26 protein-coding genes and 5 pseudogenes are annotated in these 26722 nt (G+C 36.6%); 20 read left to right on the top strand and 11 right to left on the bottom strand.

What is annotated here, in order from left to right; all coding sequences use genetic code 11:
- Positions 1-97 precede the first annotated feature (97 nt).
- Together NSS75_RS11165 and NSS75_RS11160 are read left to right on the top strand one after the other, a co-directional pair.
- Positions 98-940: an Arm DNA-binding domain-containing protein gene (locus tag NSS75_RS11165; protein ID WP_251191694.1), complete on the top strand. Its 843-nt coding sequence runs from the start codon at positions 98-100 to the stop codon at positions 938-940.
- Positions 941-959: 19 nt separating this feature from the next.
- Positions 960-1220 carry a tyrosine-type recombinase/integrase gene (locus NSS75_RS11160; protein ID WP_251191693.1) on the top strand — a complete coding sequence of 87 codons (261 nt, stop codon included), beginning with the start codon at positions 960-962 and terminating at the stop codon, positions 1218-1220.
- A gap of 660 nt (positions 1221-1880) precedes the next feature.
- Here the strand turns inward: NSS75_RS11160 and NSS75_RS11155 are convergent.
- Positions 1881-1962: pseudogene (locus NSS75_RS11155) on the bottom strand (putative holin-like toxin); the annotation flags it as partial.
- Between the two features lie 511 nt (positions 1963-2473).
- Here NSS75_RS11155 and ppsA point away from each other — a divergent pair.
- Both ppsA and NSS75_RS11145 read left to right on the top strand, forming a co-directional pair.
- Positions 2474-5077, top strand: coding sequence for a phosphoenolpyruvate synthase (gene ppsA / locus NSS75_RS11150; protein WP_339233103.1), 2604 nt, complete (start codon positions 2474-2476; stop codon positions 5075-5077).
- Positions 5078-5370: 293 nt separating this feature from the next.
- Positions 5371-5717 (top strand): annotated as a pseudogene (locus NSS75_RS11145) (UV damage repair protein UvrX); the annotation flags it as partial.
- 39 nt (positions 5718-5756) lie between these two features.
- On the opposite strand, the gene NSS75_RS11140 reads toward NSS75_RS11145, so the two are convergent.
- The 3 genes from NSS75_RS11140 to NSS75_RS11130 form a co-directional block, all read right to left on the bottom strand.
- Complete coding sequence (locus NSS75_RS11140) at positions 5757-5900, bottom strand: hypothetical protein (protein WP_024121692.1); 144 nt, start codon at positions 5898-5900, stop codon at positions 5757-5759.
- Entirely contained in the window at positions 5890-7020 is a 1131-nt protein-coding gene (locus NSS75_RS11135; protein ID WP_024121691.1) for a tetratricopeptide repeat protein, read from the bottom strand. Before NSS75_RS11135 ends, NSS75_RS11140 begins: the two co-directional genes overlap by 11 nt.
- Positions 7021-7522: 502 nt before the next feature.
- Positions 7523-7783, bottom strand: coding sequence for a hypothetical protein (locus tag NSS75_RS11130; RefSeq protein WP_101861422.1), 261 nt, complete (start codon positions 7781-7783; stop codon positions 7523-7525).
- 346 nt (positions 7784-8129) lie between these two features.
- Here NSS75_RS11130 and NSS75_RS11125 point away from each other — a divergent pair, with 346 nt between their 5' ends.
- The 6 genes and pseudogenes from NSS75_RS11125 (at position 8130) to NSS75_RS11100 (ending at position 11343) form a co-directional block, all read left to right on the top strand.
- The gene (locus tag NSS75_RS11125; protein WP_255238302.1) at positions 8130-8423 is read left to right on the top strand and encodes a hypothetical protein; all 294 of its coding nucleotides are present in this window, start codon (positions 8130-8132) and stop codon (positions 8421-8423) included.
- Positions 8424-8457: 34 nt separating this feature from the next.
- On the top strand, positions 8458-8697 hold the full coding sequence (locus NSS75_RS11120; protein WP_101861423.1) for an AAA family ATPase: 240 nt from the start codon (positions 8458-8460) through the stop codon (positions 8695-8697).
- Between the two features lie 418 nt (positions 8698-9115).
- Positions 9116-9330, top strand: a pseudogene (locus NSS75_RS11115) (hypothetical protein).
- 107 nt (positions 9331-9437) lie between these two features.
- Positions 9438-9845, top strand: a complete 408-nt coding sequence (locus tag NSS75_RS11110) for a UPF0715 family protein (RefSeq protein WP_024121686.1) — start codon at positions 9438-9440, stop codon at positions 9843-9845.
- An 82-nt stretch (positions 9846-9927) separates the two neighbouring features.
- On the top strand, positions 9928-10461 hold the full coding sequence (locus tag NSS75_RS11105) for an N-acetyltransferase (protein WP_101861424.1): 534 nt from the start codon (positions 9928-9930) through the stop codon (positions 10459-10461).
- A 369-nt stretch (positions 10462-10830) separates the two neighbouring features.
- The gene (locus NSS75_RS11100; protein WP_024121684.1) at positions 10831-11343 is read left to right on the top strand and encodes a GNAT family protein; all 513 of its coding nucleotides are present in this window, start codon (positions 10831-10833) and stop codon (positions 11341-11343) included.
- 92 nt (positions 11344-11435) lie between these two features.
- Here the strand turns inward: NSS75_RS11100 and NSS75_RS11095 are convergent, their stop codons facing one another.
- Entirely contained in the window at positions 11436-11675 is a 240-nt protein-coding gene (locus NSS75_RS11095) for a hypothetical protein (protein ID WP_249746143.1), read from the bottom strand.
- A gap of 201 nt (positions 11676-11876) precedes the next feature.
- Positions 11877-12380: a DinB family protein gene (locus NSS75_RS11090; protein ID WP_024121683.1), complete on the bottom strand. Its 504-nt coding sequence runs from the start codon at positions 12378-12380 to the stop codon at positions 11877-11879.
- A gap of 450 nt (positions 12381-12830) precedes the next feature.
- On the opposite strand from NSS75_RS11090, the gene NSS75_RS11085 reads away from it, so the two are divergent.
- From NSS75_RS11085 to NSS75_RS11070, 4 genes are all read left to right on the top strand, one after another.
- Complete coding sequence (locus tag NSS75_RS11085) at positions 12831-13451, top strand: lytic polysaccharide monooxygenase (protein WP_024121682.1); 621 nt, start codon at positions 12831-12833, stop codon at positions 13449-13451.
- A 45-nt stretch (positions 13452-13496) separates the two neighbouring features.
- Positions 13497-13709: a hypothetical protein gene (locus tag NSS75_RS11080; protein ID WP_142389228.1), complete on the top strand. Its 213-nt coding sequence runs from the start codon at positions 13497-13499 to the stop codon at positions 13707-13709.
- A gap of 298 nt (positions 13710-14007) precedes the next feature.
- Complete coding sequence (locus NSS75_RS11075) at positions 14008-14283, top strand: hypothetical protein (RefSeq protein ID WP_101861426.1); 276 nt, start codon at positions 14008-14010, stop codon at positions 14281-14283.
- Positions 14284-14366: 83 nt separating this feature from the next.
- On the top strand, positions 14367-14762 hold the full coding sequence (locus NSS75_RS11070; protein WP_024121680.1) for a UPF0715 family protein: 396 nt from the start codon (positions 14367-14369) through the stop codon (positions 14760-14762).
- Between the two features lie 12 nt (positions 14763-14774).
- Here the strand turns inward: NSS75_RS11070 and NSS75_RS11065 are convergent, their stop codons facing one another.
- Both NSS75_RS11065 and NSS75_RS11060 read right to left on the bottom strand, forming a co-directional pair.
- Positions 14775-15005: a membrane protein gene (locus tag NSS75_RS11065; RefSeq protein ID WP_024121679.1), complete on the bottom strand. Its 231-nt coding sequence runs from the start codon at positions 15003-15005 to the stop codon at positions 14775-14777.
- Between the two features lie 256 nt (positions 15006-15261).
- A pseudogene (locus tag NSS75_RS11060) lies at positions 15262-15356 on the bottom strand (hypothetical protein); the annotation flags it as partial.
- Positions 15357-15546: 190 nt separating this feature from the next.
- Here NSS75_RS11060 and NSS75_RS11055 point away from each other — a divergent pair.
- The 3 genes from NSS75_RS11055 (at position 15547) to xynB (ending at position 19453) form a co-directional block, all read left to right on the top strand.
- Positions 15547-15828 (top strand): permease, encoded by a 282-nt coding sequence (locus tag NSS75_RS11055; protein WP_249746142.1) that lies wholly within the window; start codon positions 15547-15549, stop codon positions 15826-15828.
- 575 nt (positions 15829-16403) lie between these two features.
- Positions 16404-17795, top strand: a complete 1392-nt coding sequence (locus NSS75_RS11050; RefSeq protein ID WP_216394223.1) for an MFS transporter — start codon at positions 16404-16406, stop codon at positions 17793-17795.
- Between the two features lie 56 nt (positions 17796-17851).
- Positions 17852-19453 (top strand): xylan 1,4-beta-xylosidase, encoded by a 1602-nt coding sequence (gene xynB, locus NSS75_RS11045; RefSeq protein WP_216394224.1) that lies wholly within the window; start codon positions 17852-17854, stop codon positions 19451-19453.
- A 151-nt stretch (positions 19454-19604) separates the two neighbouring features.
- Here xynB and NSS75_RS11040 read toward each other — a convergent pair whose 3' ends face one another.
- Positions 19605-20759 (bottom strand): xylose repressor, encoded by a 1155-nt coding sequence (locus tag NSS75_RS11040; RefSeq protein WP_216394225.1) that lies wholly within the window; start codon positions 20757-20759, stop codon positions 19605-19607.
- Between the two features lie 255 nt (positions 20760-21014).
- On the opposite strand from NSS75_RS11040, the gene xylA reads away from it, so the two are divergent.
- The 3 genes and pseudogenes from xylA to NSS75_RS11025 all read left to right on the top strand — a co-directional run.
- A complete protein-coding gene (xylA, locus tag NSS75_RS11035; RefSeq protein ID WP_216394226.1) occupies positions 21015-22352 on the top strand; it encodes a xylose isomerase in 1338 nt (445 codons plus the stop codon).
- A gap of 161 nt (positions 22353-22513) precedes the next feature.
- Entirely contained in the window at positions 22514-24013 is a 1500-nt protein-coding gene (gene xylB, locus NSS75_RS11030) for a xylulokinase (RefSeq protein WP_268545096.1), read from the top strand.
- 145 nt (positions 24014-24158) lie between these two features.
- Positions 24159-24275 (top strand): annotated as a pseudogene (locus tag NSS75_RS11025) (1,4-beta-xylanase); the annotation flags it as partial.
- A 311-nt stretch (positions 24276-24586) separates the two neighbouring features.
- On the opposite strand, the gene NSS75_RS11020 reads toward NSS75_RS11025, so the two are convergent.
- A complete protein-coding gene (locus NSS75_RS11020) occupies positions 24587-26026 on the bottom strand; it encodes a flavin monoamine oxidase family protein (protein WP_339233090.1) in 1440 nt (479 codons plus the stop codon).
- Between the two features lie 66 nt (positions 26027-26092).
- Positions 26093-26704, bottom strand: coding sequence for a thermonuclease family protein (locus NSS75_RS11015; protein ID WP_185847883.1), 612 nt, complete (start codon positions 26702-26704; stop codon positions 26093-26095).
- Positions 26705-26722: the final 18 nt, after the last annotated feature.

The raw sequence follows: 26722 nt of genomic DNA, 5'->3' as shown, positions 1-26722 counted from the left end.
GCTATCCACTCTATATATTGTGTGACTTCTTATAAGCATGTCATTATAATTGTCTTTAGTACGTTTTCCCTTGTGTTCACTTAAAAAGGTGAGCAGAATGACAAAAGTTAAAAAAGATGAGAAATCAGGAACATATTATTTTGTGTATTCAGGTGGAACACATCCAATAACAAAAAAGAGGATCCAGCGTAAAAGAAAAGGGATTAAGACTTATAAAGAAGCTCAAGAGGTACTTAGACAGGTAATTCTTGAGGTTGAAGAAGAAAAGAACTACTTACCTGAGATACCTGAATCATTTGGAACGTATGCTGAATCCTGGTTAGAATCAAAAAGAGTGAAGCTTAGACCAAGTACATTTAACAACTATAGAGAGATACTTCAATACAATGTTCTTTCTTATTTATCGGTATACAAATTCGATGAGATCACAGAGGATGTATTGCAGCAACACATAAATACACTCCTCTTTGAACGAAAAGTATCTGCTGACACAGTAAGAAGAGCAGTACAGGTAACCAGGAGTATATTCAAAAAGGCATCACGAAGAAGAAAAATTGATATGGCCATCTTTGATGAATTGAACTTACCAAGAGAAAAGAGCATAGTGGAGACTTGGACTCCTGAAGAAATAAAACGTTTCCTGGATACTTCAAAACTTAAACGCCCATCAAGACATTACATTGCTTATGAAATATCCATTAAGACTGGTTTGAGAATGGGTGAGGTACTGGGGTTAGAGTGGAAGAGTATTAATTGGGAAAAACGGTACATCACAATACGCCAAACACTATGCAGAGTAGATGATAAAGGTAACTATGGGTTAGAGCCAGAAGTTAAAAAAGTTAATTCATACAGAAATGTTAATATACCTGAGTCATTATGTGAAAAAGGTTGGTTGAAAGGGACAAGAAAGAAGCAGGAGCAAAATACAATGATCTAGACTTAGTGGTAGTACGAAAATGGGGGATTGGTTGCCGCCTTGTAATTGGAGAAGGGGATTTCACTCAATACGCAAACAGCTAGGATTACCAAAGATTAAACCTCATGCATTAAGACACACACATGCTACTTATCTAATCAGTATTGGTGTGAGTCCAAAAATAGTACAAGAGAGGTTAGGACATTCAGATATTAAGCAAACATTAGGAACATACAGTCACGCTCTTCCATCAATGCAATTAGAAGCAGTGGATAAGATGGATTTATTGTTAAAATCGTGACCTCACCTGTGATCTGAAGGAAATAAAAAAGCGATGAGCTACGCTGTGTAAGGCTTTGTAGTACCTCTTTTAACACGCCACATTCGTGTGTGCCGCAAAGGGCATGTACATCGGCTTACACAGTTCAGCTCATCGCTATATGAATATAGCATGACGGATGAGGAAATGCAAGGAGTAATTTGTTATTTTAGGTTTGAATTTGCTGTGAAAATATGAAATGAAGAGAAATAGGGGAGATTACTGTACAATGATTAGTTTGTATTGGATGATTTGAAACCGGTAAAAGTCATGTTATGACCTGAGTGTGACCCCAACTGTGACCCGAAGTATACATTTAAGAGTTGTCATAAACGTAGTTAAATCAACGAAAACGTACTAAATATCAAAGCGAATAGAAGGAACCAGTATGACCTAGACTTTTTGATCTGGGTCTTTCTTTATTGCACAAAAAAATGCCTAGGAACTCTCAATAGGCATTAAATGTTAGTATCGATATCTTCATTTTTTTTGGCTTAGTTTCTGAACCTTCTTTTTAACATAAAAGACCTAGGGTACTGCCAACACCCCGGCTCTGTACAAAAAGCTGCCCATCAAAGGGCTTGCCCGATGTGGTTTCTGGTAGACCTATCCCTTTAGGTTCTGAGGCTCAAGGGATGTGTATTTTTTATTTATATACGTCAACAGGGCGATTATAAACGACTCGAATGAAAGACATTAGCATTAATGCCTGGAATATTGACATAGCATCACCCCCTTTCATTAGGGGATGATCAAGACTCCCTTGAGTGAGCAAACTTTACAGGAAATATTTATACATAAATGTCCTTGTCGTTAAACATTCATAATATATTGACAACGTGAAAGGAGCTTGCAAAATGCAGGTTCTATTTTGTATTCGGTTATTAAAACCTTTGATATATTGTCTATAAAAATTCAATTTGAATATGGAAACAATACAAGAATAAAAGTTGGATGTTGCTTTGTTTATTGGTCATTTTTTCTTGTAAATACTTTTCATGTTCTTTCTATAGAATAAAGTTCCGACTTTTTTGTGACTAATGATAGCGGGAAATTAAAAAAGAACCTGTTGAAATAGCCCAGGTTCTTTTTATATTGCACAAAAATAGACACGGTGATATAATCAGACTACGTGTGCTTTCTGTGTAAAAAGTTATAGATATCCATCTTATATTTTTATTGTATCATGCTGGAAAGCTCTTTGTCAATTATTATTTTTGAAAGGGAGATGTAGAATGAGTTCTTTGGTTCTTGGTTTTCACGAAATTGAAAAAACACAGCATTTGCTTGTTGGAGGAAAAGGGTTAAATTTAGGGGAATTATCAAAAATTCAAGGTCTGCATGTACCAGAAGGATTTTGTGTCACAACAGTAGGATATCAAAAAGCCGTCGAACAAAACGAAATGTTACAAGTGTTGTTGGATCAATTGGCCATGCTAAAAGTTGAGGATCGAGATCAAATTGGTAAAATCAGCAGAAAGATTCGACAAATCATTATGGAAGTAGAAATTCCTTCCGATGTTGTGAAAGCAGTTGCTCACTATCTCTCCCAGTTTGGTGAGGAACATGCCTATGCTGTGCGTTCGAGTGCAACTGCTGAAGATTTACCACATGCTTCTTTTGCCGGTCAGCAAGATACCTATTTAAATATTATCGGCAAAGAAGCGATCTTGCTGCATATCAGCAAATGCTGGGCTTCCCTATTTACGGATCGCGCGGTAATCTACCGCATGCAAAATGGATTCGACCATACCCAAGTTTATTTATCCGTTATCATTCAAAGGATGGTTTTCCCACAGACTTCGGGGATTTTATTTACCGCTGATCCAATCACTTCCAACAGAAAGGTGTTATCCATCGATGCCGGTTTTGGACTTGGTGAAGCACTGGTCTCTGGCTTGGTATCTGCCGATTGTTATAAAGTACAGGATGAGCAAATCGTCGATAAGATGATAGCAACCAAAAAATTGGCTATCTATGGACGAAAAGAAGGAGGAACAGAAACACAGCAGATCGATCCTAATCAGCAAAAGACTCAAACACTGACTGATGAACAAATTTTACAACTGGCACGCATCGGGAGACAGATCGAAGCTCATTTTGGTTGCCCTCAAGATATCGAATGGTGTTTGGTTGACGATACTTTTTATATTGTCCAGAGTCGTCCAATCACAACTTTATACCCTATCCCTGAAGCGAGTGATCAAGAAAATCACGTCTATATCTCTGTTGGTCATCAACAAATGATGACGGATCCCATAAAACCACTGGGATTGTCTTTTTTTCTGTTGACGACTTCTGCACCCATGCATAAAGCTGGTGGAAGGTTATTTGTTGATGTCACACATAATCTGGCATCACCTGACAGCAGAGAATTTTTATTAAATGGCATGGGACAACACGATCCGCTCTTAAAAGACGCACTTATGACAACAATTGACCGACGGGATTTCATTAAGTCGATACCAAATGATAAAACAGCAACGATTCCCAACCGAAGTAACAATACAGATATGCTGGCACAATTCGAGAACGATCCAACAATCGTTTCTGATTTGATTAAGCGTAGTCAAACATCGATAGAAGAGTTAAAACAAAACATCCAAACGAAATCGGGATCGGATTTGTTTGATTTTATTCTCGAAGATATCCAGCAATTAAAGAAGATCTTATTTGACCCACAAAGTTCGGCTGTGTTTATGGCTGCTATAAATGCTACATCATGGATTAACGAAAAAATGAACGAGTGGTTAGGCGAAAAAAACGCAGCAGATACGCTTTCTCAATCTGTACCTCATAATATTACTTCAGAAATGGGTCTTGCGCTATTGGACGTCGCAGACGTGATACGTCCTTATCCAGAAGTAATTGCTTATTTACAGCATGTAAAAAATGATCACTTTTTGGATGAGCTGGTTGAGTTTGAAAATGGACAGAAAATCCAAGACGCTATCTATGCTTATCTCAACAAATACGGAATGCGGTGTGCCGGAGAAATTGATATTACAAGAACTCGGTGGAGCGAAAAACCAACTACACTTGTCCCAATGATTCTTAATAATATCAAAAACTTTGAGCCTAATGCCAGCCATCGGAAATTTGAGCAAGGGCGACAGGAGGCTTTGAAGAAAGAACAAGAGTTATTAGATCGATTGAAGCAATTACCGGATGGTGAACAAAAAGCCAAAGAAACCAAACGAATGATCGACATAATCCGGAATTTCATCGGTTATCGGGAATATCCAAAATACGGCATGGTTAATCGCTACTTCGTTTATAAGCAAGCTTTACTGAAAGAAGCCGAACAACTCGCAAAAGTGGGCGTTATTCATGAAAAAGAAGATATATACTATCTCACTTTTGAAGAACTTCACGAAGTCGTACGCACAAATAAACTGGATTACCAAATCATAAGCAAACGAAAAGACGAGTATAAATTATATGAAAAACTATCTCCACCACGTGTTATCACGTCTGATGGTGAAATCATGACAGGCGAGTACAAACGAGAAAATCTCCCAGCCGGAGCGATTGTAGGTCTACCTGTTTCCTCCGGAGTTATAGAGGGGCGAGCACGTGTCATCTTAAACATGGAAGATGCTGATCTAGAAGCTGGAGATATATTAGTCACTTCCTTTACTGATCCTAGCTGGACACCATTGTTTGTATCCATAAAAGGCCTAGTCACCGAAGTTGGTGGACTGATGACCCATGGAGCAGTTATAGCGCGTGAATATGGCTTACCTGCAGTTGTTGGAGTTGAAAATGCTACCAGACTAATCAAAGACGGGGAACGAATTCGTGTGAATGGAACAGAAGGGTACATTGACATATTGTAATGGCTCATCAATTAAGATCTTGTCATAATGGACGGCCTTAAATGGATAAAAGAACGGTTATACTGTTCATTCTTTTATCTCTTGAGCAGAGATAAGGACACTTAGTGAATGTTGAATATTTGATGGCTTGCTACACACATTGAGGCCTTAGCTATTCTTCGACAAGATTAGAGAATCGATGAAATATACAAAAATGGGAAAATGATACTCTAACAATAAGCAAAGTCGGATCCCCATAGAGTGGGGATCCAGCTTTTTTATGTAATAATTGCTTAGCGTGGGAAATCCGCATTGCAGGAAAAGAAGATCCTGAAGACATGGTCAAAGCAATTCAAAGCAGCATGTGGAGAGAATTTGGCCTAATGTGCACAGTAGGCATTGGAGATAACATGTTACTCAGTATGCTTGCGCTTGACCTGGAGAGTAAGAAAACGAAGAGTGAGATTACACGTTGGAGATATGAAGATGTGCCAAATAAGGCTTTAGAATGTTCATTCGTTGTTGTCTAAAATGTGGGGATAGGAGGGAGGGTAGAAAGGAACCTGAACCGAATGGGGATATCGACTGTAGGCCAGTTAGCCAAGTTTCCCTTAGAGCTGCTTGAACAAAGTTCAGAATAAAGGGTAACAAGTTGTTGTACATAAGAGTTAAAACCCTTCTCAATGAGAAGGGCTAAACATTAAACAAAAAACTTGGTTGGTTGAATAGAAGTAATGTTCCTTTTAGCTTCATGGAATTCTTGGTCATTCGAGGATGAAAAGCCACTAAACACTGCTAATCCAACGACAACTGACAAGGTGGCTAATGCAAGTTTAAATTTCATATAAACACTCTCCTCTTTGTATTTGGATTCGGGCATCCACCATGACGTCAAAAAAGGTGGTTGAGTTTTCAAATTGCCCTATCTCTTTACAATAATTAGCCGTGTCGAGTGCTAATTCCTCTAAATCTGGATACATAACATTATCTTTAAGTACAGAAAAAGTTTGAAAAACTGTGCGTTTATCTATAGAGTCGATATATAAAGCCTTTAAGTAATTAAACTCAGCAACTAAGACATCATCGTTTATGGCTTGCGCTTTCTCGATTCCTTTTTTATAAAGAATAAAGGCTTTTTCAATATCTTTCATTTTAAAGTAAATTTGTGTAAGCGTAAATAACGTGTGAGGGAGAAGATCACTTTTATCGGTTTCGTACAATGAGACTGCTTGCTCAATATATTCAGCAGCTTTGTCATACTCTTTCATTTTATAATAACAGTTCCCCAAATTATATAAAGATGCCCCAATTAGTTTGTGCTTGTTTATGGCTTTTGAGTCTTTTAAGGCTCTCTGAAGATGGGGAACTGCTTTTTCATGACTTTCCAGATCATCAAAGTTGCCTGCTACAACAAATGCACATTGTATTCGGCGAACAGTATAAGTTTTTTGGTCTTTATAAATGTTAAGGGCTGTTTCAGCATAGTGCATTGATACATGGGTTTGTTTCATGTGATAATACACTTCAGCCATTTTGAAATAAAACTCAGCTCGTTCAATTTCGTCTGTTACTAAAGCAAGCTTTTTCTCAGCAATTTTATATGACCTTATTGCTCTTATATATTCCTTCTTATCAAATTCGTACATTCCTCTAAAGAAATTGCAGTAGTATTCTAGTACACCTTTCAGTTTTGTTTGGCTGCTTTCGATCTTTTCTAATAAGTCTGAAATTTTAGGGCGTTCTTCATTCAATGACTTAGGTTCAAGGTAATCCAGCATTAGCTGATGACGAAAACACATTAGAGAATAATACAGCAATAAGTCTTGATCTTCCTTCATATGTTTTATTTCTTCTTCAACCTCTGCTTTTAATATCTCAGCATCTGGAACGGCGAACATCCGTATGTATTTATACCACTCATTGATTTTAACTCCAACCGTGGATGACGGAATTAATTGCTCCATTGAAATCCCTCCCTCTATGTATCCAATAGACTAAATATGTAATATTTTATCATATTTAAGTGTTTAAGGAAGATTAACGTTTTCTTAAAAAGCGAAAAAAATACCCTCCTCGATTAAGAGAAGGGTAGGGGTTTTATCTCGGTGAATCATAATCCATTGCTTGTTCACTATCAGAAATACCTTGAGAGTTGTCGGGTCAACAATGATTTCCATTGCAGTTAAAAAAGTTAGAAGTGCATTAAATTTCTCTGTCAAATTGTCACCCAATACCGTCAAGTCGTATATCTTACACGATCCTAGTACTTATATTACATCTAAGGGTTAATCAGTCGAGATCATTGAGGAATCAAAATATAGCCAAGTGATTGTTATTACTCAGCGCAACAGAAAAGAAGGAACCAGCAAAAGTAGATATTACGGTTGATTTCATACATAAAAGATCACATAGGAAGAAACACCTTGCTTAAAACAAGAAAAAGGAGCTAAAAAGCCCCTTATAAGTTTAAATAACTTTTGTATAAATAGCCTTATAAAACCCTATTGAGTAATCAAAATAAAAATTTGTAAGAGTATAAGTATAACCATTGTATTCAAGAGAAGGCTTGAAGTTTGGTATGGGACTAAGCTGATATATGGTATCGTACTCATATTCATCATTTTTCACAACAACTTCAGATGAAACATTCGTTGCCAAGGCAGGAACAGCGGATATTAGCATGCCGAATGTTAAAGCAGAACTCAATAAAATTTTTCGAGGGTTCAATTATATCAACTCCATTTACATATTATGCATTTATTATGCAATATCTGGAGTTTATTTGGAAGTGAATGAAGGATCATAAAAGCCTATTTATTTTCAAAATCGTGGTTTTAAACAAATTAGGGGGAAACGAATGAATCAAGATATTCAGCTTTTGAAAGACCTCCAAACTGAATTGAAAACGCAGGATCATGGCTCTCGAGCTGCACCGCGGTTTTGGTTTATAGGAGATTATAAATGAATTAGGACTTCAGATGATGATGCGGAACGCTATTCTGTTTACATTCCTGAAGATGGCGAATCTTATGAGCTGGAAAGTTGTCTAAAGGACATCAAGAAGAATGATGAATTGTCTTCAGAAGCGGTGGAAGATATAGAGTGTGAGGCTTCCGCATTAGATTGGATACATGAATTTGTAGACAGTGGCGCTGATCTGATACCAGAAACAGAGGTTCATTACATTTATCAAAATACAATGTTTCTAACTAAAGCGGAGGCAAAAGAGCACATAAAACAAAATCATTACCATTATACGAAAAAGGTTCATACGTACGCTATGACAGCTTGGAGAGCACCAAAAGTTGAAAGGTTGCTTAAAATTCTCGAAACGTTTGATTGGAGTTCAATAACGATATCTAAATAAAAGATAGTTTTTATATAGTTGAGCTGTTGAAACGATCGCAATAATAACTAATATTTGCCAATGGGTCGTCCTTGCAAGAGTCTTATTAAATCGTTCATCTAATGTTATATTGCTTGATGAATTTGATAAAGCTCCTGCAGTATTTCATAGCGCATTTTATCAAATGTTTGATGAAGGCATTTTAGTTGATAAACACTATGTAGCAGATATTTCAAAAGCAATCATTATCTGCACTTCTAACTATAAATCTAGAGAAGAAATTAAAAAGTCATGAGGAGAAGCCTTATATTCCAAGTTTGATCACTTTGTTTGATCACTTTATTGAATTCGAACTAATATTAAAAGAGGCACAACTAGAATTAATTGAAAAAAGTTATATAAAAATGATACAATTTTTCTCAAAGAAGGAGAAATAAGTAATGGAAGATGATGTTTTTAAATCTATAATTGACCTAGCGGGCAGTTTAACAATGTAAGAGAAATTGAGCGGGAAACCCAGAAGTTGATGTGTAGTGTTTTAATTAAGGAGCTATAAAAAGCTATTGTTTTTAAATAGAAAGAAAAAGGTTAAGACATTCCTGGGAAAAAGTCTAAATAAAACTACGATTTTAAGAGAAGGGAGACTTGCTATCAATATGAATGTTAAAAATGCTGCAGCTATTTTTTCAATCGCTATTCCAATTATCTGAGCTATCTATTAATTTTTTTATGGGAGTTATTTCAATTCCATGGCAAAGTATGCCGATGTTTTTTCATTATTGCTTTCTCCTATAGGAATGATTTTTTTGGCGTTGGTTTCAATAAAGTCAAATAAACGGTGTGCATATATGGAATAGTCTTAAATGCAATTATGTTTCTATTTCCTTTTTTCTGGTTTATAGGCGGGATTTTGTTATTTGAAGTTTAAAATTTATAATGACGTGAAAATCGATGAAGATCTAGCAATTTGGATAACTGAATAACAATTCTTTTTTTAAGAAAAGATTTGAGCTATATTTTTTGGAGGTTAAAGCTTTGAGTTTTAATAAAAAAAATGTCGCTAAATATAGTCTTACACTAGCGCTCTCATGCATTACATACGGGATTATTATTGGGTTTTATGGTTTTGCTTATTCTAATTTCGAACCTTGGATGCTGATAACAATTTTCATCATACCATTTTATGCATTCATCCCATATACAGTATTTGCTATTCCATTGCAAATATTACTTCGAAAAAAAGTAAAGAAATTCAGTGTGAAGTACTTATTAATTTATATCGTAGTAGCGCTAATCGCATTATTCTTGTTCTCCTTAGCCAGTGATCCAACTTATGTGCTTACTGAGGTTCAACATGTGAACTTTTATTATTTGAGTTTTGTAGCAGCGGCGGTGTACTGGTTCTGGGATTCAGTATTTATAAAGAATCAAGAAAAGATTTAATATTACAACGTTCTAAACAACAAGTATTAAGGCTGTTGAAGAAAAAGCTTATGGCAATTAACTAAAAGAACAGGGGATATGAATGGAAATTTTAATTAGGCAAGAGCTCACTGAAGAATATCATACGTCTGAAGAAATGATTAAAAGAGCTTTTTCAAATGTAGAATATAGCGCCAAGAAAGAACACATACTTGTAAATAAAATTAGAAAATCAGATGCATTCATTCCTGAACTTTCATTGGTCGCATTAGATCAAGATAAAGATATCGTAGGTCATATCCTTTTATCTAAAATCAAAATCATAGATGGCGATAACGCAGTCGATTCTTTGGCACTTGCTCCAGTTTCTGTTGCGCCTGAGAACCAGAAAAAAGGAATCGGGAGTCAATTAATTCGTGCTGCGTTAAAAAAAGCAATAGAGCTTGGTTATCGTTCAGTAATTGTTTTAGGACATAAAGATTATTATCCGAAGTTTGGTTTTAAGCCAGCTAGCTTATGGAATATAAAAGCCCCCTTTGAGGTGCCTGATGAAGTATTTATGGCTCTGGAATTAGCAGATCATTCTCTTGAAGATGTGCAAGGTGTCGTTCATTATTCAGAAGCTTTTATGGAGTGAAAGCTAGATGATTGATTAGAAATTGATAAAAAAGAGGTTATCCCTAAAATTGTCATTTTGTGGATAACCTCTTTTTTGTTGTAAAGAGCTTTAAAAATGAAAAAGAAAGCTGCAAAGTGATATGAACGAAAATAATAAAGACGCGATTATCGAATCATTAAACCGGAAAGTCAAGCGATTAGAGCAAGGATTTACATGACCAATTGAAGGCGTACACAGAAGTCTACAAGAAGATATAGCTGAGACGCCTACCCTTTGTTGTTTGTAAGGGGCCCAGATTGTTGTATAAGGATAGTATTTAAAGAGGTTATTATTGTCTTAATATCGAATAAAGATTAAGTGTAATTATTTTTGATGGGAGTTATTTTAATGCATATAACAACAAAAAGGTTATTGATACGTGAATTTGAATTCAAAGATTGGAAAGCTGTATATGAGTATACGTCAGATATTAATGTTATGAAGTATATACCAGAAGGGGTTTTTACTGAAGAAGATGCAAAAGCATTTGTAAATAAAAACAAAGGTGATAACGCAGAAAAATTTCCTGTAATACTAAAAGATGAAAATTTTCTTATCGGCCATATTGTTTTTTATAAGTATTTTGGTGAACATACATATGAGATTGGGTGGGTGTTTAATCCGAATTATCAAAATAGAGGATATGCTTCTGAAGCAGCACAAGCTATCTTGGAATATGGATTTAAAGAAATGAACATACATAGGATTATAGCTACGTGTCAACCTGAGAATATTCCATCATACCGAGTTATGGAGAAGATTGGAATGAGAAGAGAAGGCTTTTTTAAAAAATGTATTCCTAAAGGCAATGAATGGTGGGATGAATATTATTACGCTATTTTAGAGGAAGAGTGGAATTGAACTATATTGAAGGCAGAAACATTGGCGATACAAACAAAATACCAAATGGCAGGAGACATTCTTAAATGCAGGGCATTTTATTTGAGACAATTCTAGGAGGATATATTTACTAATGTGTAAACCAACGCAACGGTGAACATGAAATATGAAATATAAGAAATTGCTTTTGACGAACTTGCTTTATGTTTTTGGAAAGTATATATAATTGCAAAACCCAAAAAGAAAACAGTCACAAACCAAGAAGTGTATTCAGGAAAGATTGCGACCAGCAACACGATGATCGTTGAAAAAATAAATGAAGAGTAATGAGTAACTTTTTGATCATTATTCAAAGAAATCACCTGATAAATTTTTACCCATTTTAATGTGTATCAAAACATTATTCAAAAAGGAGATTAGAAAAATGCCAGATATTATTTCTGATGTTAATCAACATTAATTAAATGAACAAAAGGAAGAGCATGTTTTGAAAAAAAAATCATCGAAACATGCTTTTATATTTTGTAATAGGTTAACTTCGTTATAAAGGCTGCTTACATTTGCGGAGGTTCCAAACCGAATTTTGTCCATTCCTCTTTAGCTGGACCATAAATACCTGGAACAGTTAATCCTGCTTGTCTCATAAGAACAGTCATTTGTCCTCGATGGTGATTTTGATGTTGAATCAAAAACATCAAAAGTGAACCATTTGGCAATTGTTGACCAATAAAGTTGATACGTTCTTGAAGTGTATGATCAGTCCATTGGGTTTTTAATGCCTGTACAAACGCATTACTGGCTTGATGATAGCTGTCTGCTATAAACTGAGCCGAAGTAGGAACAGGATAATCTTCAGCAGGGGCATGAAACGTTAAGTCTGTGTTTGAGGTAATAATGCGAATGGCAGCAACAGTATGCCAAGCAATACGGCCTAAAGTCCAATTTTGTGAAGTTATTTCTTGTTTAAGTGATTCATCAGTTAGACTATTTAGTAGTTTCTGTGTAGCGTCGGCTTCGAACTCCCAAGATTTTAAAAAATGGTCTAAGGTTTGAAACACAAAAATCCTCCTTATGATGTTTTGTTTTCTTTTTATAGTTTAATTATACCTGCCCGTTTAGTTAAAAAGAACAAAACTTTAGACAAGAATTTTCTGAGGAAAAGAAGGCATCGCAACATTCTTATAGACGTCACGACTTTATTTCAAAGTCACATGAATTTCAGCTACCACTGAAGATTGAATAAATCCTTTTGTTAGTTATTAGGGGATTCAGAATATACCGCTGGGTTGAATGATACTGCAGATGATATGTGTTAAAGCAGAGATTGAAAAAGAGTTCGCCATCTGTGATTACATTAAAAAGCTATATGAAGAACAAAAGAGCTGGGGAGTATGAAGTTCTTTAAGTGTAACGCCATCAAAAATAAAGAAGGAGTTTACCTGACATATAATGAATTATTATAGTAGGAAAGAGAAAAAATTTACAGCAAAGGGAGGAATGAGTTGGTAATGAAGGGTTTTATCAAAGGCGCTGTTCTAACTGCTGTTCTAAGTGTGGGTGCTACTTTATTTGCAGGTGATGTATCTGCACACGGGTATATAAAAGAACCTGCTAGTAGAGCGTACATGGGATCATTAGAAAAACAAATAATTGGTTGGACTGCAGCTACACAAAAGTATGGTTCTGTAGTTGATAATCCTCAATCGGTAGAAGGACCTAAAGGGTTTCCAGCCGGAGGTCCGCCAGATGGAAAAATTGCATCGGCAAATGGAGGCTTTGGTCAAATTGACTTTGGGTTAGACAGGCAGACTGCAGATCATTGGGTAAAACAAAACATGCATGGAGGTCTAAACACCTTTACTTGGCACTATACTGCTCCTCACGCAACATCAAAGTGGCACTATTATATAACCAAGAAAGATTGGAATCCAAACAAACCATTAACAAGAGATGAGTTTGAATTAATTGGAACAGTAGATCACGATGGTTCAAAGGCAGATACTAATCTTTCTCATAAGATTTATGTACCAACTGATCGCAGTGGTTATCATGTCATTTTAGGGGTGTGGGACGTTGCGGATACCTCTAATGCCTTTTATAACGTAATTGATGTAAACCTAATACAATGATGTTGAACCTCCATCGAACAAATCTTAATCCCAATGAACAAGAATATGAGGCTTAATCAGAAAATTGCCATCAAATCTGGAACAGTGTATACCGCTAAGGTTTTAACAGCTGCCAATAGTTGGACTATATCAGATAAGCTATCACCAGCTAGTGAAACGTTTGCTGTAACAACGAAGGAAACTGTAACGGAACCGGGAGAACACAGAGTGTTTGAGTGTGGAAGTACGAAAATCAGCTATCTATTGCAGATCGGTTAGATGTTCGTGCATCTGCCGATCTTTTTTAAATTTTAATTGAAGTCTACTCAATACATAGAATAGAATGGCATTAAGCTTCTTCACTTCCTTGATAATAACGAATAGAAAACCATTAAGATAAACCCTATTTTCGGGATATGAGAAAAGAATTAAGCGCAGTGTGAACTGAGGCAAGGTTTGAAGCATCTCTCGAAATGATAATAAAGCTGTTGTTGAAGCATAGCACGGAGACAATGACCTCTTAATATATTTTTTAATTAAAATACGATTTTAAAGAGAACGGAGATTTACTTTTAATATGAATTTTAAAAAAGCTGCAGTCATCTTTTCATTTGCTTTTCCAATTATCTCAGCTATATTAATAATTAATTTTTTGACTGGGATTATTTCAATGCCGTGGCAAGGAATGCCGGTATTGTTCCCTTTATTACTCTCACCTATAGGGATAATGCTGGCGTTAGGTTCAATAAAGACAAATAAACGGTGGGCTATATGGGGAATCATCTTAAATTCAATTTTGTTACTATTACCTTTCTTCTTTTTTATAGGTGGAACTTTGTTATTCGGAGTCTAATTTTTAAAAAGACGTGAAAATCGATGAAGATTTTGAACAATTGGATAACTGGTTAAAAAGGATACATGGTAGGGGGTGCTGATTTGAGCCTCAATCAAAAGACGTTAAACAGTTATGTTTATACTCTGGTATTCTCGAGTTTGTCATATGGTCTAGTCTTTGGCTTGTATATGTTTGTTTATTCGGGATTTATGGCGATCGCCTTAATCACAATAGGCATCATTGCATTCTACTCTTTTATCACTTACTTAATCTTTGCTTTTCCCTTACAATTATTACTAAGAAGAAATCCCAGAAAGTTCAGTTTGATCCATTTTTTAATTTATACTGCAGTAGCTTTTTTGGCTGTGTTCGTGTTCTGGTTTGTTGATTATCCGCCTAGTGCTCTTACAGTGTTCAGGAGCTTAAATTATTACATAATGAGCATTGTTGCTGCGTTAATTTATTGGTTCTGGGATTCCATATGCCTGCGGAATTAGTTTATTTACTATTTAAATCATGCATTTCACAACGTTCACAACAAGTATAAAAGCCGCTGATCCGAACAACAAATACGCAGACCTTGTTTGTTTCTTTGAAAGTGTCTCCACTCCCATTAAAACAAAGAGAAGTGCAACTAATACTTGGAGAGAAACCAAGAGGAATTCACTTTGATGATATAAAGAATATACGCATAGGATTAAAGCTGCACATGAGATCAAAATTTTTGAAGCTTTAAGCAAAGAACCACTCCTTGAAAGTTTTTTTAAACCATAACACGGTATGAGCTTTTATTGGAGAGGAAAAAGCAAAAGAAGTGTTTTATTTAAAATTGGGGGAGTTGACTTGAACATTTTTATTTGAATTGCCATATTTATAGCTATTTTTGGCGGCTCTTATGCAGGTTACAAAAGGAATAAAAAGAAAGTGCTTAAACAAGAAAAGTAAAGTATATAAGTTTCTGGAAACGGACTGTGAGAATTCTGAAAGAGTATTAAGTTAAATGCTCTTTTCTATTCCACATCTCCGGCATTCATGTAAGAATACACCGCTCTTTGCAGAGTTTTTGAATAAAGCTAATCGCCATTGTCGCAGGGTAAGGAGTGTTTATTTGTATTGGAATAGAGCGGAAAGAGAATGGTGAGTCAAAAAGCATGGCAGCTGAGAGGGTTTGTAGAGCGGGCTGCTATACTTGTAGACCTGTATCAAAAGCGGTTTAATAATGGAAACGGATTTAAAAAGGGGTGAAAAGCTATCAAAACATTAGTTGTATTATCCAGTTTTATGGGAATTGCGTTATCAATTATTGGGCAAATGTTTGGAATCCTAACCGATTTCTTTATTCCAGGCATTGCTCGATTTATAGGGGTAATAGCGGGTATTCTAGTGTTACTTAGTTTGAAGTCAAGAAATACAGAAATGCAGGCTTTTATAGTAGGTTCAAGCACTGCGTTAGGAATAATGGGAGCAGGAATTTTATATTTTCCAGCTGCGATGATCAATGTCTTAATTGGTTTCAAGCTAAACAAAAAGTTAAAAGAAGAGAACACTAAGGAGCAGTTCTGAATAGACTGCTTTTTGTTTTATTCAAGTGAAGTTTATATGAATTTAAAATTTTACAGGGTTCTTAGAAGGAATGAAATCTTTTTGAAGAGAATAATCAGGATATTTGAGAAACTGACTGTTAAAAAAGCAATAATCAATATTTGCTGCAGGAATTTAAATTTTCTGAAAAAACATTGAAAAAGTTGATAGGATTTTATAATATTAAGTCAAGTTAGTTTGTCCAGTCAACAAACTAATGAAGGTGACTTTATTAGTTCCATAAGATAAGGTTATTTCTAAATATAAAGGGGGAATAAAAGGCTCGATTCAATTGGAGCTAAACAATATATAAAACAAAAGAGTGTATCTTTAATCCTTTCCCAAGTATACGAGTGCAACGAAAAAAGATGAATTTACTGCTTGCTGATCAGATCATTTTGTTCGATGAAGAATAATCTGTGAAGTTAAACCACTCATATTTTTTGTGATTTTTTGAAAGCGCTTTTATAAACGATTACCGGCCGAGGTGAGTTTGAGAAATTTTTATACCATTTCATACTGTTCCTTATTTAATGATCGAAAAGGGAGGAAAAATCATGGTCAGTGAAAATTTAAAGAAGATTAGCATGACTGAAAAAGTTGGCTATGCTTCTGGAGATTTTGCATGTAATTTAATTTATGCAACGGTGTCTACTTATCTTTTGTTCTTCTATACAGATGTATTTGGTTTATCGGCAGCAGCAGCCGGTACCATGTTCTTAGTGGTTAGAATCATCGACGCTCTCGCTGATCCTTTTATTGGAACAATAGTAGACAGAACAAATAGCAGGTTTGGACGCTTTAGACCGTATCTTTTATTCGGAGCTTTCCCATTTGTAGTACTTGCATTACTCTGTTTTACAACTCCAGATTTTTCAGATATGGGGAAATTAATATATGCCTATATGACCTATGTTGGCTTGTCGCTTACATACACAACCATAAACGTTCCATATGGCGCGTTAACCTCTGCAATGACTAGAAATAATCAAGAAGTTGTTAGTATAACATCTGTTCGTATGTTATTTGCGAATCTTGGGGGACTTGTCGTTGCATTTTTTGTTCCCTTATTGGCTGCCTATTTAAGCGATACTACCGGCAACGAATCTCTTGGCTGGCAGCTAACCATGGGTATTTTGGGAATGATAGGCGGGTGCCTTTTAATCTTTTGTTTTAAAAGCACAAAAGAGCGTGTCACTCTTCAAAAGTCTGAGGAGAAAATTAAATTATCGGATATATTTGAGCAATTTCATGTGAATCGCCCACTTGTTGTATTAAGCATTTTCTTTATTATTATTTTTGGAGTGAATTCAATAAGTAATTCAGTTGGCATCTATTATGTGACATATAACTTGGGAAGAGAGGATTTAGTGAAGTGGTACGGTTTGATTGGAAGTTTGCCTGCTTTGGTCATTTTACCGTTTATTCCAAGGCTTCATCAATTATTGGGGAAGAAAAAACTACTAAACTATGCATTATTACTGAATATTATCGGCCTCTTAGCTTTACTATTTGTTCCGCCAAGTAATGTATATCTAATACTCTTCTTTCGATTAATTGCTGCTGCCGGAAGTCTCACTGCCGGGGGATATATGTGGGCGCTCATTCCTGAAACAATAGAATATGGAGAGTATAGGACTGGGAAAAGAATGGGTGGGCTCATTTATGCTATTATCGGATTTTTCTTTAAATTCGGTATGGCACTGGGAGGGATTGTTCCTGGGTTGGTTCTAGATAAGTTTGGATACGTGGCAAATCAAACACAAACCCCGGAGGCATTAACGGGAATTTTAATTACAGCAACAATCATTCCCGTGTTCTTGCTGGTTCTAGCCATGATTGATATTAATTTCTATAACTTAGATGAAGAGAAATACAAAAAAATGGTACGAGAATTAGAGAATAGAGATAAAGTTTATTTGGATAATATTGAGGAATTCAAGGCATGAAAATGGCACACCAAATAAGAGAAGCCTATTAAGAAAATAGCTGAGGAGGAGTTTAAATGAAGATTATCAATCCAGTACTTAAAGGATTCAATCCCGATCCAAGTATTTGTAGGGCAGGAGAGGATTATTATATCGCTGTATCTACATTCGAGTGGTTTCCAGGTGTCCAGATACACCATTCAAAAGATTTAGTGAATTGGCACTTAGTCGCACATCCATTACAAAGAGTTTCACAATTAGATATGAAAGGAAACCCTAATTCAGGCGGGGTTTGGGCACCATGTTTAAGTTATAGTGACGGTAAGTTTTGGCTGATCTATACGGATGTTAAGGTAGTAGATGGCGCTTGGAAAGATTGTCATAATTATTTAGTTACTTGTGAAACGATTAATGGTGATTGGGGGGATCCGATCAAATTAAATAGCTCAGGATTTGATGCTTCTTTGTTCCATGATACGGATGGAAAAAAATATTTATTAAATATGTTATGGGATCAGCGTATTGATCGGCATTCATTTGGAGGAATTGTCATACAGGAATATTCTGATGAGGAGAAAAAATTAATTGGTAAACCGAAAGTTATTTTTAAAGGGACCGATAGAAAACTAACAGAAGCTCCGCACCTTTATCATATCGGGGACTATTATTATTTATTGACTGCAGAAGGAGGAACACGGTTTGAACACGCTGCTACAATTGCCCGTTCTACAAATATTGAGGGTCCATATGAAGTTCATCCCGATAATCCAATCTTAACATCATGGCATGATCCTGGAAATCCATTGCAAAAATGCGGTCATGCATCCATTGTTCAAACACATACAGATGAGTGGTATTTAGCTCATTTAACGGGCCGTCCTATTCATCCTGACGATGATTCAATTTTTCAGCAGAGAGGATATTGTCCTTTAGGCAGAGAAACAGCTATTCAAAAACTGGATTGGAAAGATGATTGGCCTTATGTAGTAGGTGGAAAAGAAGGAAGCTTGGAGGTGGAAGCGCCTTCTATACCTAATACAATGTTTCAAGCAACGTACCCGGAAGTGGATGAATTTGAGGACTCAAAGTTAAATATAAATTTTCAAACTTTAAGGATCCCGTTTACGAATGAATTAGGTTCATTAACTCAAGTGCCAAATCATTTACGATTATACGGCCATGAATCATTAACCTCGACATTTACTCAGGCATTTGTAGCCAGGCGTTGGCAAAGCCTCCATTTTGAAGCGGAAACGGCTGTTGAGTTTTATCCGGAGAATTTTCAACAAGCCGCTGGATTGGTGAACTATTACAATACAGAGAACTGGACTGCTCTTCAAGTCACGCATGATGAAGACCTTGGCCGTATTCTTGAATTAACAATATGTGATAACTTTTCTTTTTCACAACCATTAAAAAATAAAATTGTTATTCCAGATGAAGTAAAGTATGTATATTTAAAAGTAAATATTGAAAAGGAAATTTATTATTATTTTTATTCTTTTAACAAAGAAGATTGGCATAAAATTGACATTGCATTGGAATCGAAAAAATTATCAGATGATTACATCCGTGGAGGAGGATTTTTCACGGGAGCCTTTGTAGGGATGCAATGCCAAGATACCAGTGGTAATCATATTCCGGCCGACTTTAGATATTTTCGCTATAAAGAAAAATAATTTGTTTCATGAAAAAAGGAGACTTCTATTTTAGAACTCCTTTTTTCATACCCTTCAAAAATACTCCTATTCATTCATCAATATAACAAACAAAAAGCTCATCTTTAAAGATGAGCGCAGGACATAGAGATCTGTACATTTTAATCATAAATTACATTGTAACCATATCCAGAAAATGATCAATAACAATGGAGGACATTCCTAATGCCGGTGCATTTTTTCCTAAGAAAGACGGTAATAATTCATAGCTATTGCCTAATTGGGAATAAACCCTGGACGACACTTCACTTCTAATTGAATTTAAAACCATAGGATGCGATTCAATTATGCTGTTTCTTAAAATGATGGCTTGAGAATTGAATGTATTTAGAATATTGGTAAGGCCTATTCCTAAATAGAATCCAAAATTCTGTAATGCATTTAAAGTTCCGATATCATTCCGGTGGGCAAGGTCTATAATATCTTGATAGGACACTTTTTTCTCTTTAGTCTGAAGAGATTTTAATAAAGCCTTCTCTGAAGCATACAATTCCCAGCAGCCTCGGTTTCCGCAACTGCATTTAGGGCCATTAAAGTCTATTGTCATATGTCCCATTTCTCCAGAGAATCCGCTTACCCCTCTATATAAGTCATTGTTGATAATAACACCGATCCCTATCCCTGTACTGACACTTGCATAAATAATGTTATCGTGATTTTTTGCAGCACCGAATACTTTTTCTCCATATGCCCCAGCATTCGCCTCATTTTCTATAAAAACGGGCACATTGAACTTCTCTTGTATGAAAGATTTTAAGTCAATATCTCTCCAGTTGGAGTTCGGAGTGAAAACAATTTTTTGATTTTTATCAACTAGTCCAGGCACGCATATGCCTATACCAGTAAGCCCGTATGGAGATTGTGGCATATGCGTAATAAAGTGATGAATCATATCAATTAAAATGTCTTTGGTTTTTTCTGGAGAATTCGATTCCAAATGATGGTGTTGATCAAGAACGATCGTACCTTCAAGATCTGTTAAAATGCCATTAATATAATCCACACCAACATCTATTCCTACGGAGTATCCTGCCTTTTTATTAAAAACAAGCATGACAGGTCTTCTTCCGCCACTTGATTGTCCCTGACCTATTTCAAAAACAAGATTTTCTTTCATTAACGTGTTTACCTGTGATGAAACAGTTGATTTATTTAATCCAGTCTTTTCAGATAATTTTGCTCTTGAAATAGGTGAATTTTTAAGAATTTCTTTTAATAATAACTTTTGATTTACTTTTTTGACAAAGGTTTGATCAGCGATAACCACTTAATCCACTCCATTTGTATAATCTTTACATTAAGTTGAAATGTATTGTTTTCAGTATGAGACATAGTACATAGCTAATCTTACCTTTACTATAGCTAATGTGTTCATAAAAAACAAAAAAAATATTGAAAATACTGATGAGGTTATATAAGATTAAAATAAGTTAGTTTGTTCGAACAACAAACTAATAGACAACTTACTTACAATATGAAATAAATTGCACTGTATTGAAATGATTTTTAAGGGGGAAATAACATGGCTCAATCACATTCTAGTTCAGCCAACTATTTTGAAAGCGTAAACAAAGTGGTTTACGAAGGGAAAGATTCCACTAATCCTTTAGCATTTAAATATTATAATTCCCAAGAAGTAATCGGCGGAAAAACGATGAAAGAGCACTTGCGGTTTTCTATTGCCTATTGGCATACATTTACCGCTGATGGAACAGACGTTTTTGGGGCAGCTACGATGCAAAGGCCATGGGATCACTATAAAGGAATGGATCTGGCGAAGGCGAGAGTAGAAGCAGCATTTGAGATGTTTGAAAAACTAGATGCACCATTCTTTGCTTTTCATGACCGAGATGTTGCACCAGAAGGAAGTACGTTAAAAGAGACAAATCACAATTTAGATATCATCGTGGGCATGATTAAAGAGTATATGAGAAATAGCAACGTTAAGCTATTATGGAATACTGCAAACATGTTTACGAATCCCCGTTTCGTCCATGGTGCGGCGACTTCCTGCAATGCAGATGTGTTTGCGTATGCTGCAGCACAAGTAAAAAAAGGGTTAGAAACAGCAAAAGAGCTTGGCGCCGAGAACTATGTATTTTGGGGCGGCCGTGAAGGATATGAAACATTGTTAAATACCGATTTAAAATTGGAGCTTGATAATTTGGCGAGATTCATGCATATGGCAGTGGATTATGCGAAGGAAATCGGATTTACAGGGCAGTTTTTGATTGAGCCAAAACCAAAAGAGCCGACCACTCATCAATATGATACAGATGCAGCAACAACCATTGCCTTCTTAAAGCAATATGGCTTAGACAATCATTTTAAATTAAATCTCGAAGCCAATCATGCCACATTAGCAGGGCATACATTTGAACATGAATTACGGATGGCAAGAGTACATGGTCTTCTTGGCTCTGTTGACGCGAATCAGGGTGATCCTCTTTTAGGCTGGGATACAGATGAATTTCCGACGGATTTATATTCTACGACATTAGCAATGTACGAAATCCTGCAAAATGGCGGCCTTGGAAGCGGCGGATTAAACTTCGATGCGAAGGTCAGAAGGTCTTCTTTTGAGCCTGATGATTTAATATATTCCCATGTTGCGGGGATGGATGCATTTGCAAGAGGATTGAGAGTAGCCCATAAATTAATCGAAGATCGTGTGTTTGATGATGTGATTCAACATCGTTATCGCAGCTTTACTGAAGGAATAGGTCTTGAAATTACAGAAGGAAGAGCTAATTTCCATACTCTTGAGCAATATGCGTTAAATAATACAGCAATCAAAAACGAATCAGGAAGACAGGAGCGATTAAAAGCTATATTGAACCAATACATTTTAGAAGTATAACAGATAAAGAGAACCGCTATAAAAAGGTATAGCATGATAGCTAATACCTGAGACTGCCCGTCATGATTCCTTACCTTTTGCTTATTGTTATGACGGGTAATTTCTATAATTGGGATTTATTTAGAGTGAATGGTTTTTTTATAAGGGTAAGAGGTGAAAAAATGAAGTATGTCATTGGAATAGATCTTGGAACGAGTGCTGTTAAAACAATTTTAGTCAATCAAAACGGCAAGGTTTGTGCAGAAACGTCCAAAAGTTATCCGCTCATTCAAGAGAAGGCGGGATATAGTGAGCAAAATCCTGAAGACTGGGTGCAGCAAACAATTGATGCATTGGCTGAATTGGTTTCCATATCCAACGTTCAAGCCAAGGATATTGACGGGATAAGTTATTCAGGACAAATGCATGGGTTAGTACTGCTTGACCAGGATCGGCAGGTGTTACGTCATGCAATTCTTTGGAATGACACCAGAACCACGCCTCAATGTATTAAGATGACCGAGAAATTCGGTGATAATCTGCTTAACATCACAAAAAACCGTGCTTTAGAAGGGTTTACATTACCTAAAATCTTATGGGTGAAGGAACATGAGCCTGAACTTTTTAAAAAAACGGCTGTTTTTTTGCTTCCGAAAGACTATGTGAGATTTCGTATGACCGGTGCCATTCACACCGAATACTCCGATGCAGCAGGAACGTTACTTTTACATATTACTCGCAAGGAGTGGAGCGATGATATTTGCAATCGATTTGGCATTTCTGCAGATATTTGTCCTCCGCTTGTTGAATCTCATGATTGTGTAGGATCGCTGCTTCCGAACGTTGCGGCTGAGACAGGGCTCTTGGAAAAAACAAAAGTGTACGCTGGGGGAGCAGACAATGCTTGTGGTGCGATTGGAGCCGGCATTCTTTCTTCCGGAAAAACATTATGCAGTATTGGAACGTCAGGGGTCATACTTTCATACGAAGAAGGCGAAGAAAGAGACTTTAAAGGGAAAGTGCACTTTTTTAATCATGGAAAAAAGGATTCTTTTTATACGATGGGAGTCACGCTCGCTGCAGGGTACAGCTTGGACTGGTTCAAAAGAACGTTTGCCCCAAACGAATCGTTTGAGCAATTATTGCAGGGGGTGGAATCTATTCCAATAGGAGCAAATGGACTGCTATACACTCCTTATTTGGTAGGTGAAAGAACGCCACATGCTGATTCTTCTATTCGGGGAAGCTTAATTGGAATGGATGGAGCACATAAAAGAGAGCATTTTTTGAGGGCGGTTATGGAAGGCATTACATTCTCTTTACATGAATCAATTGAGCTATTTCGAGAAGCGGGAAAATCAGTGCATACCGTTGTTTCTATTGGTGGAGGAGCTAAAAATGAAACGTGGCTTCAAATGCAAGCTGATATTTTCAATGCGAGGGTGATAAAGTTGGCAAATGAACAAGGCCCAGCCATGGGTGCTGCTATGCTAGCTGCCTTTGGAAGTAGGTGGTTTGAATCTCTTGAAGAGTGTGCAGAGCAGTTCATTCGTGAGGCTGCTACATTTTATCCAAAGGAACAAAATGTTCAAAAATATAAAACACTATTCGATGTGTATAAGAAAATTTACACTCACACAAAGGATCTAAATACAGTCTTGAAGAGCTTTCGAAAAAACTAATTATAAGTGTGGTTCGTAAAGAGTATATTTTTTTGTCAGGGGATCAACGAAAAAACAATTAACGACTAATCATCAACAAAGGCATTTGATGACAAAACTACAGCTCAAATCGGCTCCCTAGCTATGAATATGAATGCGGAAGTATTATGGGAACACCAGTATGACGCTCAATAGCGGCGACGCATATAGTGCCCAGTGGAGTAGCATTGGGAATGCTTTATTCCGAAAAGGCAAAAAATTTGATACAACCAAAACTCACTCATAACTTGGAAACATGTCAATTCATTACAACGCAACCTTCAATCCGGGAGGAAATTCAAGCAGTAAATCAACCTTTTAAGCTTTGATTCAAATCCTGATTTGGTATCAGTCCAAACTCTTGATTTACGATCAAATCGGAAGTATTGTCTACGCACAAATAACCCCTCACATTAATGTGAAGGGGTGTTTTTGATAAGCTACACGATTTAATTGCTGTTTCTATAGTATTCAACAAAATCAATGTCCGTCATTAAAAAGCAATATCAAATCTATCTAAAGGAGTCGCTAAAACGAATATAAAAAACGTAGGATTTAAGTTATACGATTCACTTCATACGCCGTTCGTATTCCGGATTCAATTGCTCCTTGCATCCATCCGTGAGTAAGTGAGGCGTGTTCTCCAGCGAAATGTATTTTCCCTTCAGGGGCAGGGATGTATGGATACAGCTGTAATTCCTGTCCTGGTTCGAAAGCTGTGAAACCCCCGGCTGAATATGGATTTTGGGTCCAGCTAAAAGAAGCGCCGGTCACAAACTCTGACCATACAACATCACCATAGATTTCCGATAAATTCATTAACGTATAGCGGAGGCGCTCTCCCTCTGAAAGACTGTCCCATATCAGTGCCTCATCCGCCCATGTGTAACTCGCTACAACGACAGCATGTCCATTCGATCCAATGTCAATGCTGGGATAATACGAAAATCTAATCGGAAGATCAGTTATCGATTTGCCGCCGCGCTGCCCAGCTTTTTCCCAAAAACGGCTCTTAAACTCTATTCCGATTTTTGTTGCGGCAATATAGTTGAGTTCACGAATGGCCCGCCGTTTATAATAGGAAAATGAATCATATGGTTCAACTTGTACAAAACGCAATGTTGAAAATGGAATGGTTATGATAGCGAGATCGCCTGTCACTGCCAAATGTTTTGCTGTCTGTTGATGAATGCAGTTAACCGTAACATTGTTTTGGTTTTGAGATATTTTCACCATTTTATGATGGAAGACAATATGTTCTTTTAATTGAGGAAGAAATGCTTGAGGAAGCCGATCCATGCCGCCTGTTATTTCATAGAAACGAGTTGGCGACGTATAAAAGATGGATTCCCGTAACACTTCAACAAGGGACATCCCCATATATGCTTCCATATCCAAAAGTACGCCGATCATATCGATTGCACCGTATGAAAAATAAGTATTCAAGTAAGAGCCTAACGAATGGTTACTGTATTGTGTTTCAACGATCCGCCAATTTCTCGCAGGATCTACATAAATAAAATTGAGGATAGGCTGCAATACAGAAAGCATGAGCTCTTCGGCCGTTTTTCCTTGTTCATTTGCTGCAACTGGGTATCTTAAGATACCCGGATTGCTTTCAAAATGATGAAGACGTGTTTGAATGCCATTGGCGTAAATGATGTCCATTGGAGTTCTGTTCAAAAATACACTAGTTGGCAGGCTGAATCTTTTTATATATTCCAAGGTTAGAGTATGGATATCCGGAATACGCATTGGTCCAACATTGAAATACAGCCCGGCACTGAAGGGAGATCGCAACGTGCAAACTCTGCCCCCGACTCTATCACTCGCTTCCAGAATCGTCACTTTATGTCCTGCATTCTTCAGCAAAGATGCAGAAACAAGCCCGGCCAACCCGGCGCCAACGATAATAATGTGCTTTGGGTATTGTGATGTGCTAAGACCATTTCTAATCATCGCAATCATGTCTTCGTTCTTTAGTAGAGAATTCATTTTTGTGAGGCACCCTCTTTTTAGATTTATTGCATTATATTCATTCAAAAGGGTATCTATCACGAACTATATCTTTTTTTCAGTTGAGTGCTGCTCAACACAGCCTTTAAATCCTCTGGCATTCACATAACCGTTTTTACTCCAAATAGAACGTTTTTTCGTTTGTGCTTCCTGTTCATCTTTTCTAAACTGGTCTATGTATTTTGTATTTGGCTCATAAACATATGCTACTCTGGCTAATCCTTCTTTTAACAGTGTTTCTTGAACAGACTTGCCATCGACATAAACGTAAGCTAACAGCCTTCCGAATTTATCTCTGCGCTCTCCTTTATCAAATTCTAATTGCAGCTTTCCGCCGCTAACCAATTCTTTGTTTCGTTTAGATGCATCCTCGCCATATGGCTGAACACATGAATGTGGCTTTTTAGTCTCTGGAGTATCAATGAGCAAGTAGCGAACCGTATCAATATTGCCGTTATAGCTAACTTTGATCGTATCTCCGTCAACAGGCCTTTCTAACACAGCATCCACCAAGCCTTTTTTTGCTTCAGAGTTAGAATTCTTGGCAACTGGCTGTTTTAGATCTGAATGGCTTTTTTCAGCAGTATCATTTAATCCGCAGGCTGTCAAAGAAAAACTCAAAGCTAATAGACTAAAGCCTAACATTACTTTCTTCAATTCCATTTCTCCTTCTTC

This window comes from Bacillus sp. FSL K6-1012 (genome assembly GCF_037964915.1).
GTDB classification, from domain to species: Bacteria; Bacillota; Bacilli; order Bacillales; family Bacillaceae; genus Bacillus; species Bacillus halotolerans.
Note: the sequence above shows the minus strand (reverse complement) of the source record. Positions and strands in the feature narration are given on the sequence as shown.

Coding starts and splice junctions, on each gene's coding strand:
- NSS75_RS11055 (WP_249746142.1), top strand. CDS start 15,547: ATGGGAATTGCGTTATCAATTATTGGGCAAATGTTTGGAATCCTAACC.
- NSS75_RS11085 (WP_024121682.1), top strand. CDS start 12,831: ATGAAGGGTTTTATCAAAGGCGCTGTTCTAACTGCTGTTCTAAGTGTG.
- NSS75_RS11100 (WP_024121684.1), top strand. CDS start 10,831: ATGCATATAACAACAAAAAGGTTATTGATACGTGAATTTGAATTCAAA.
- xylB (WP_268545096.1), top strand. CDS start 22,514: ATGAAGTATGTCATTGGAATAGATCTTGGAACGAGTGCTGTTAAAACA.
- NSS75_RS11050 (WP_216394223.1), top strand. CDS start 16,404: ATGGTCAGTGAAAATTTAAAGAAGATTAGCATGACTGAAAAAGTTGGC.
- NSS75_RS11140 (WP_024121692.1), bottom strand. CDS start 5,900: ATGAAATTTAAACTTGCATTAGCCACCTTGTCAGTTGTCGTTGGATTA.
- NSS75_RS11135 (WP_024121691.1), bottom strand. CDS start 7,020: ATGGAGCAATTAATTCCGTCATCCACGGTTGGAGTTAAAATCAATGAG.
- ppsA (WP_339233103.1), top strand. CDS start 2,474: ATGAGTTCTTTGGTTCTTGGTTTTCACGAAATTGAAAAAACACAGCAT.
- NSS75_RS11165 (WP_251191694.1), top strand. CDS start 98: ATGACAAAAGTTAAAAAAGATGAGAAATCAGGAACATATTATTTTGTG.
- NSS75_RS11020 (WP_339233090.1), bottom strand. CDS start 26,026: ATGAATTCTCTACTAAAGAACGAAGACATGATTGCGATGATTAGAAAT.
- NSS75_RS11160 (WP_251191693.1), top strand. CDS start 960: ATGGGGGATTGGTTGCCGCCTTGTAATTGGAGAAGGGGATTTCACTCA.
- NSS75_RS11075 (WP_101861426.1), top strand. CDS start 14,008: ATGAATTTTAAAAAAGCTGCAGTCATCTTTTCATTTGCTTTTCCAATT.
- xylA (WP_216394226.1), top strand. CDS start 21,015: ATGGCTCAATCACATTCTAGTTCAGCCAACTATTTTGAAAGCGTAAAC.
- xynB (WP_216394224.1), top strand. CDS start 17,852: ATGAAGATTATCAATCCAGTACTTAAAGGATTCAATCCCGATCCAAGT.
- NSS75_RS11080 (WP_142389228.1), top strand. CDS start 13,497: ATGAGGCTTAATCAGAAAATTGCCATCAAATCTGGAACAGTGTATACC.
- NSS75_RS11105 (WP_101861424.1), top strand. CDS start 9,928: ATGGAAATTTTAATTAGGCAAGAGCTCACTGAAGAATATCATACGTCT.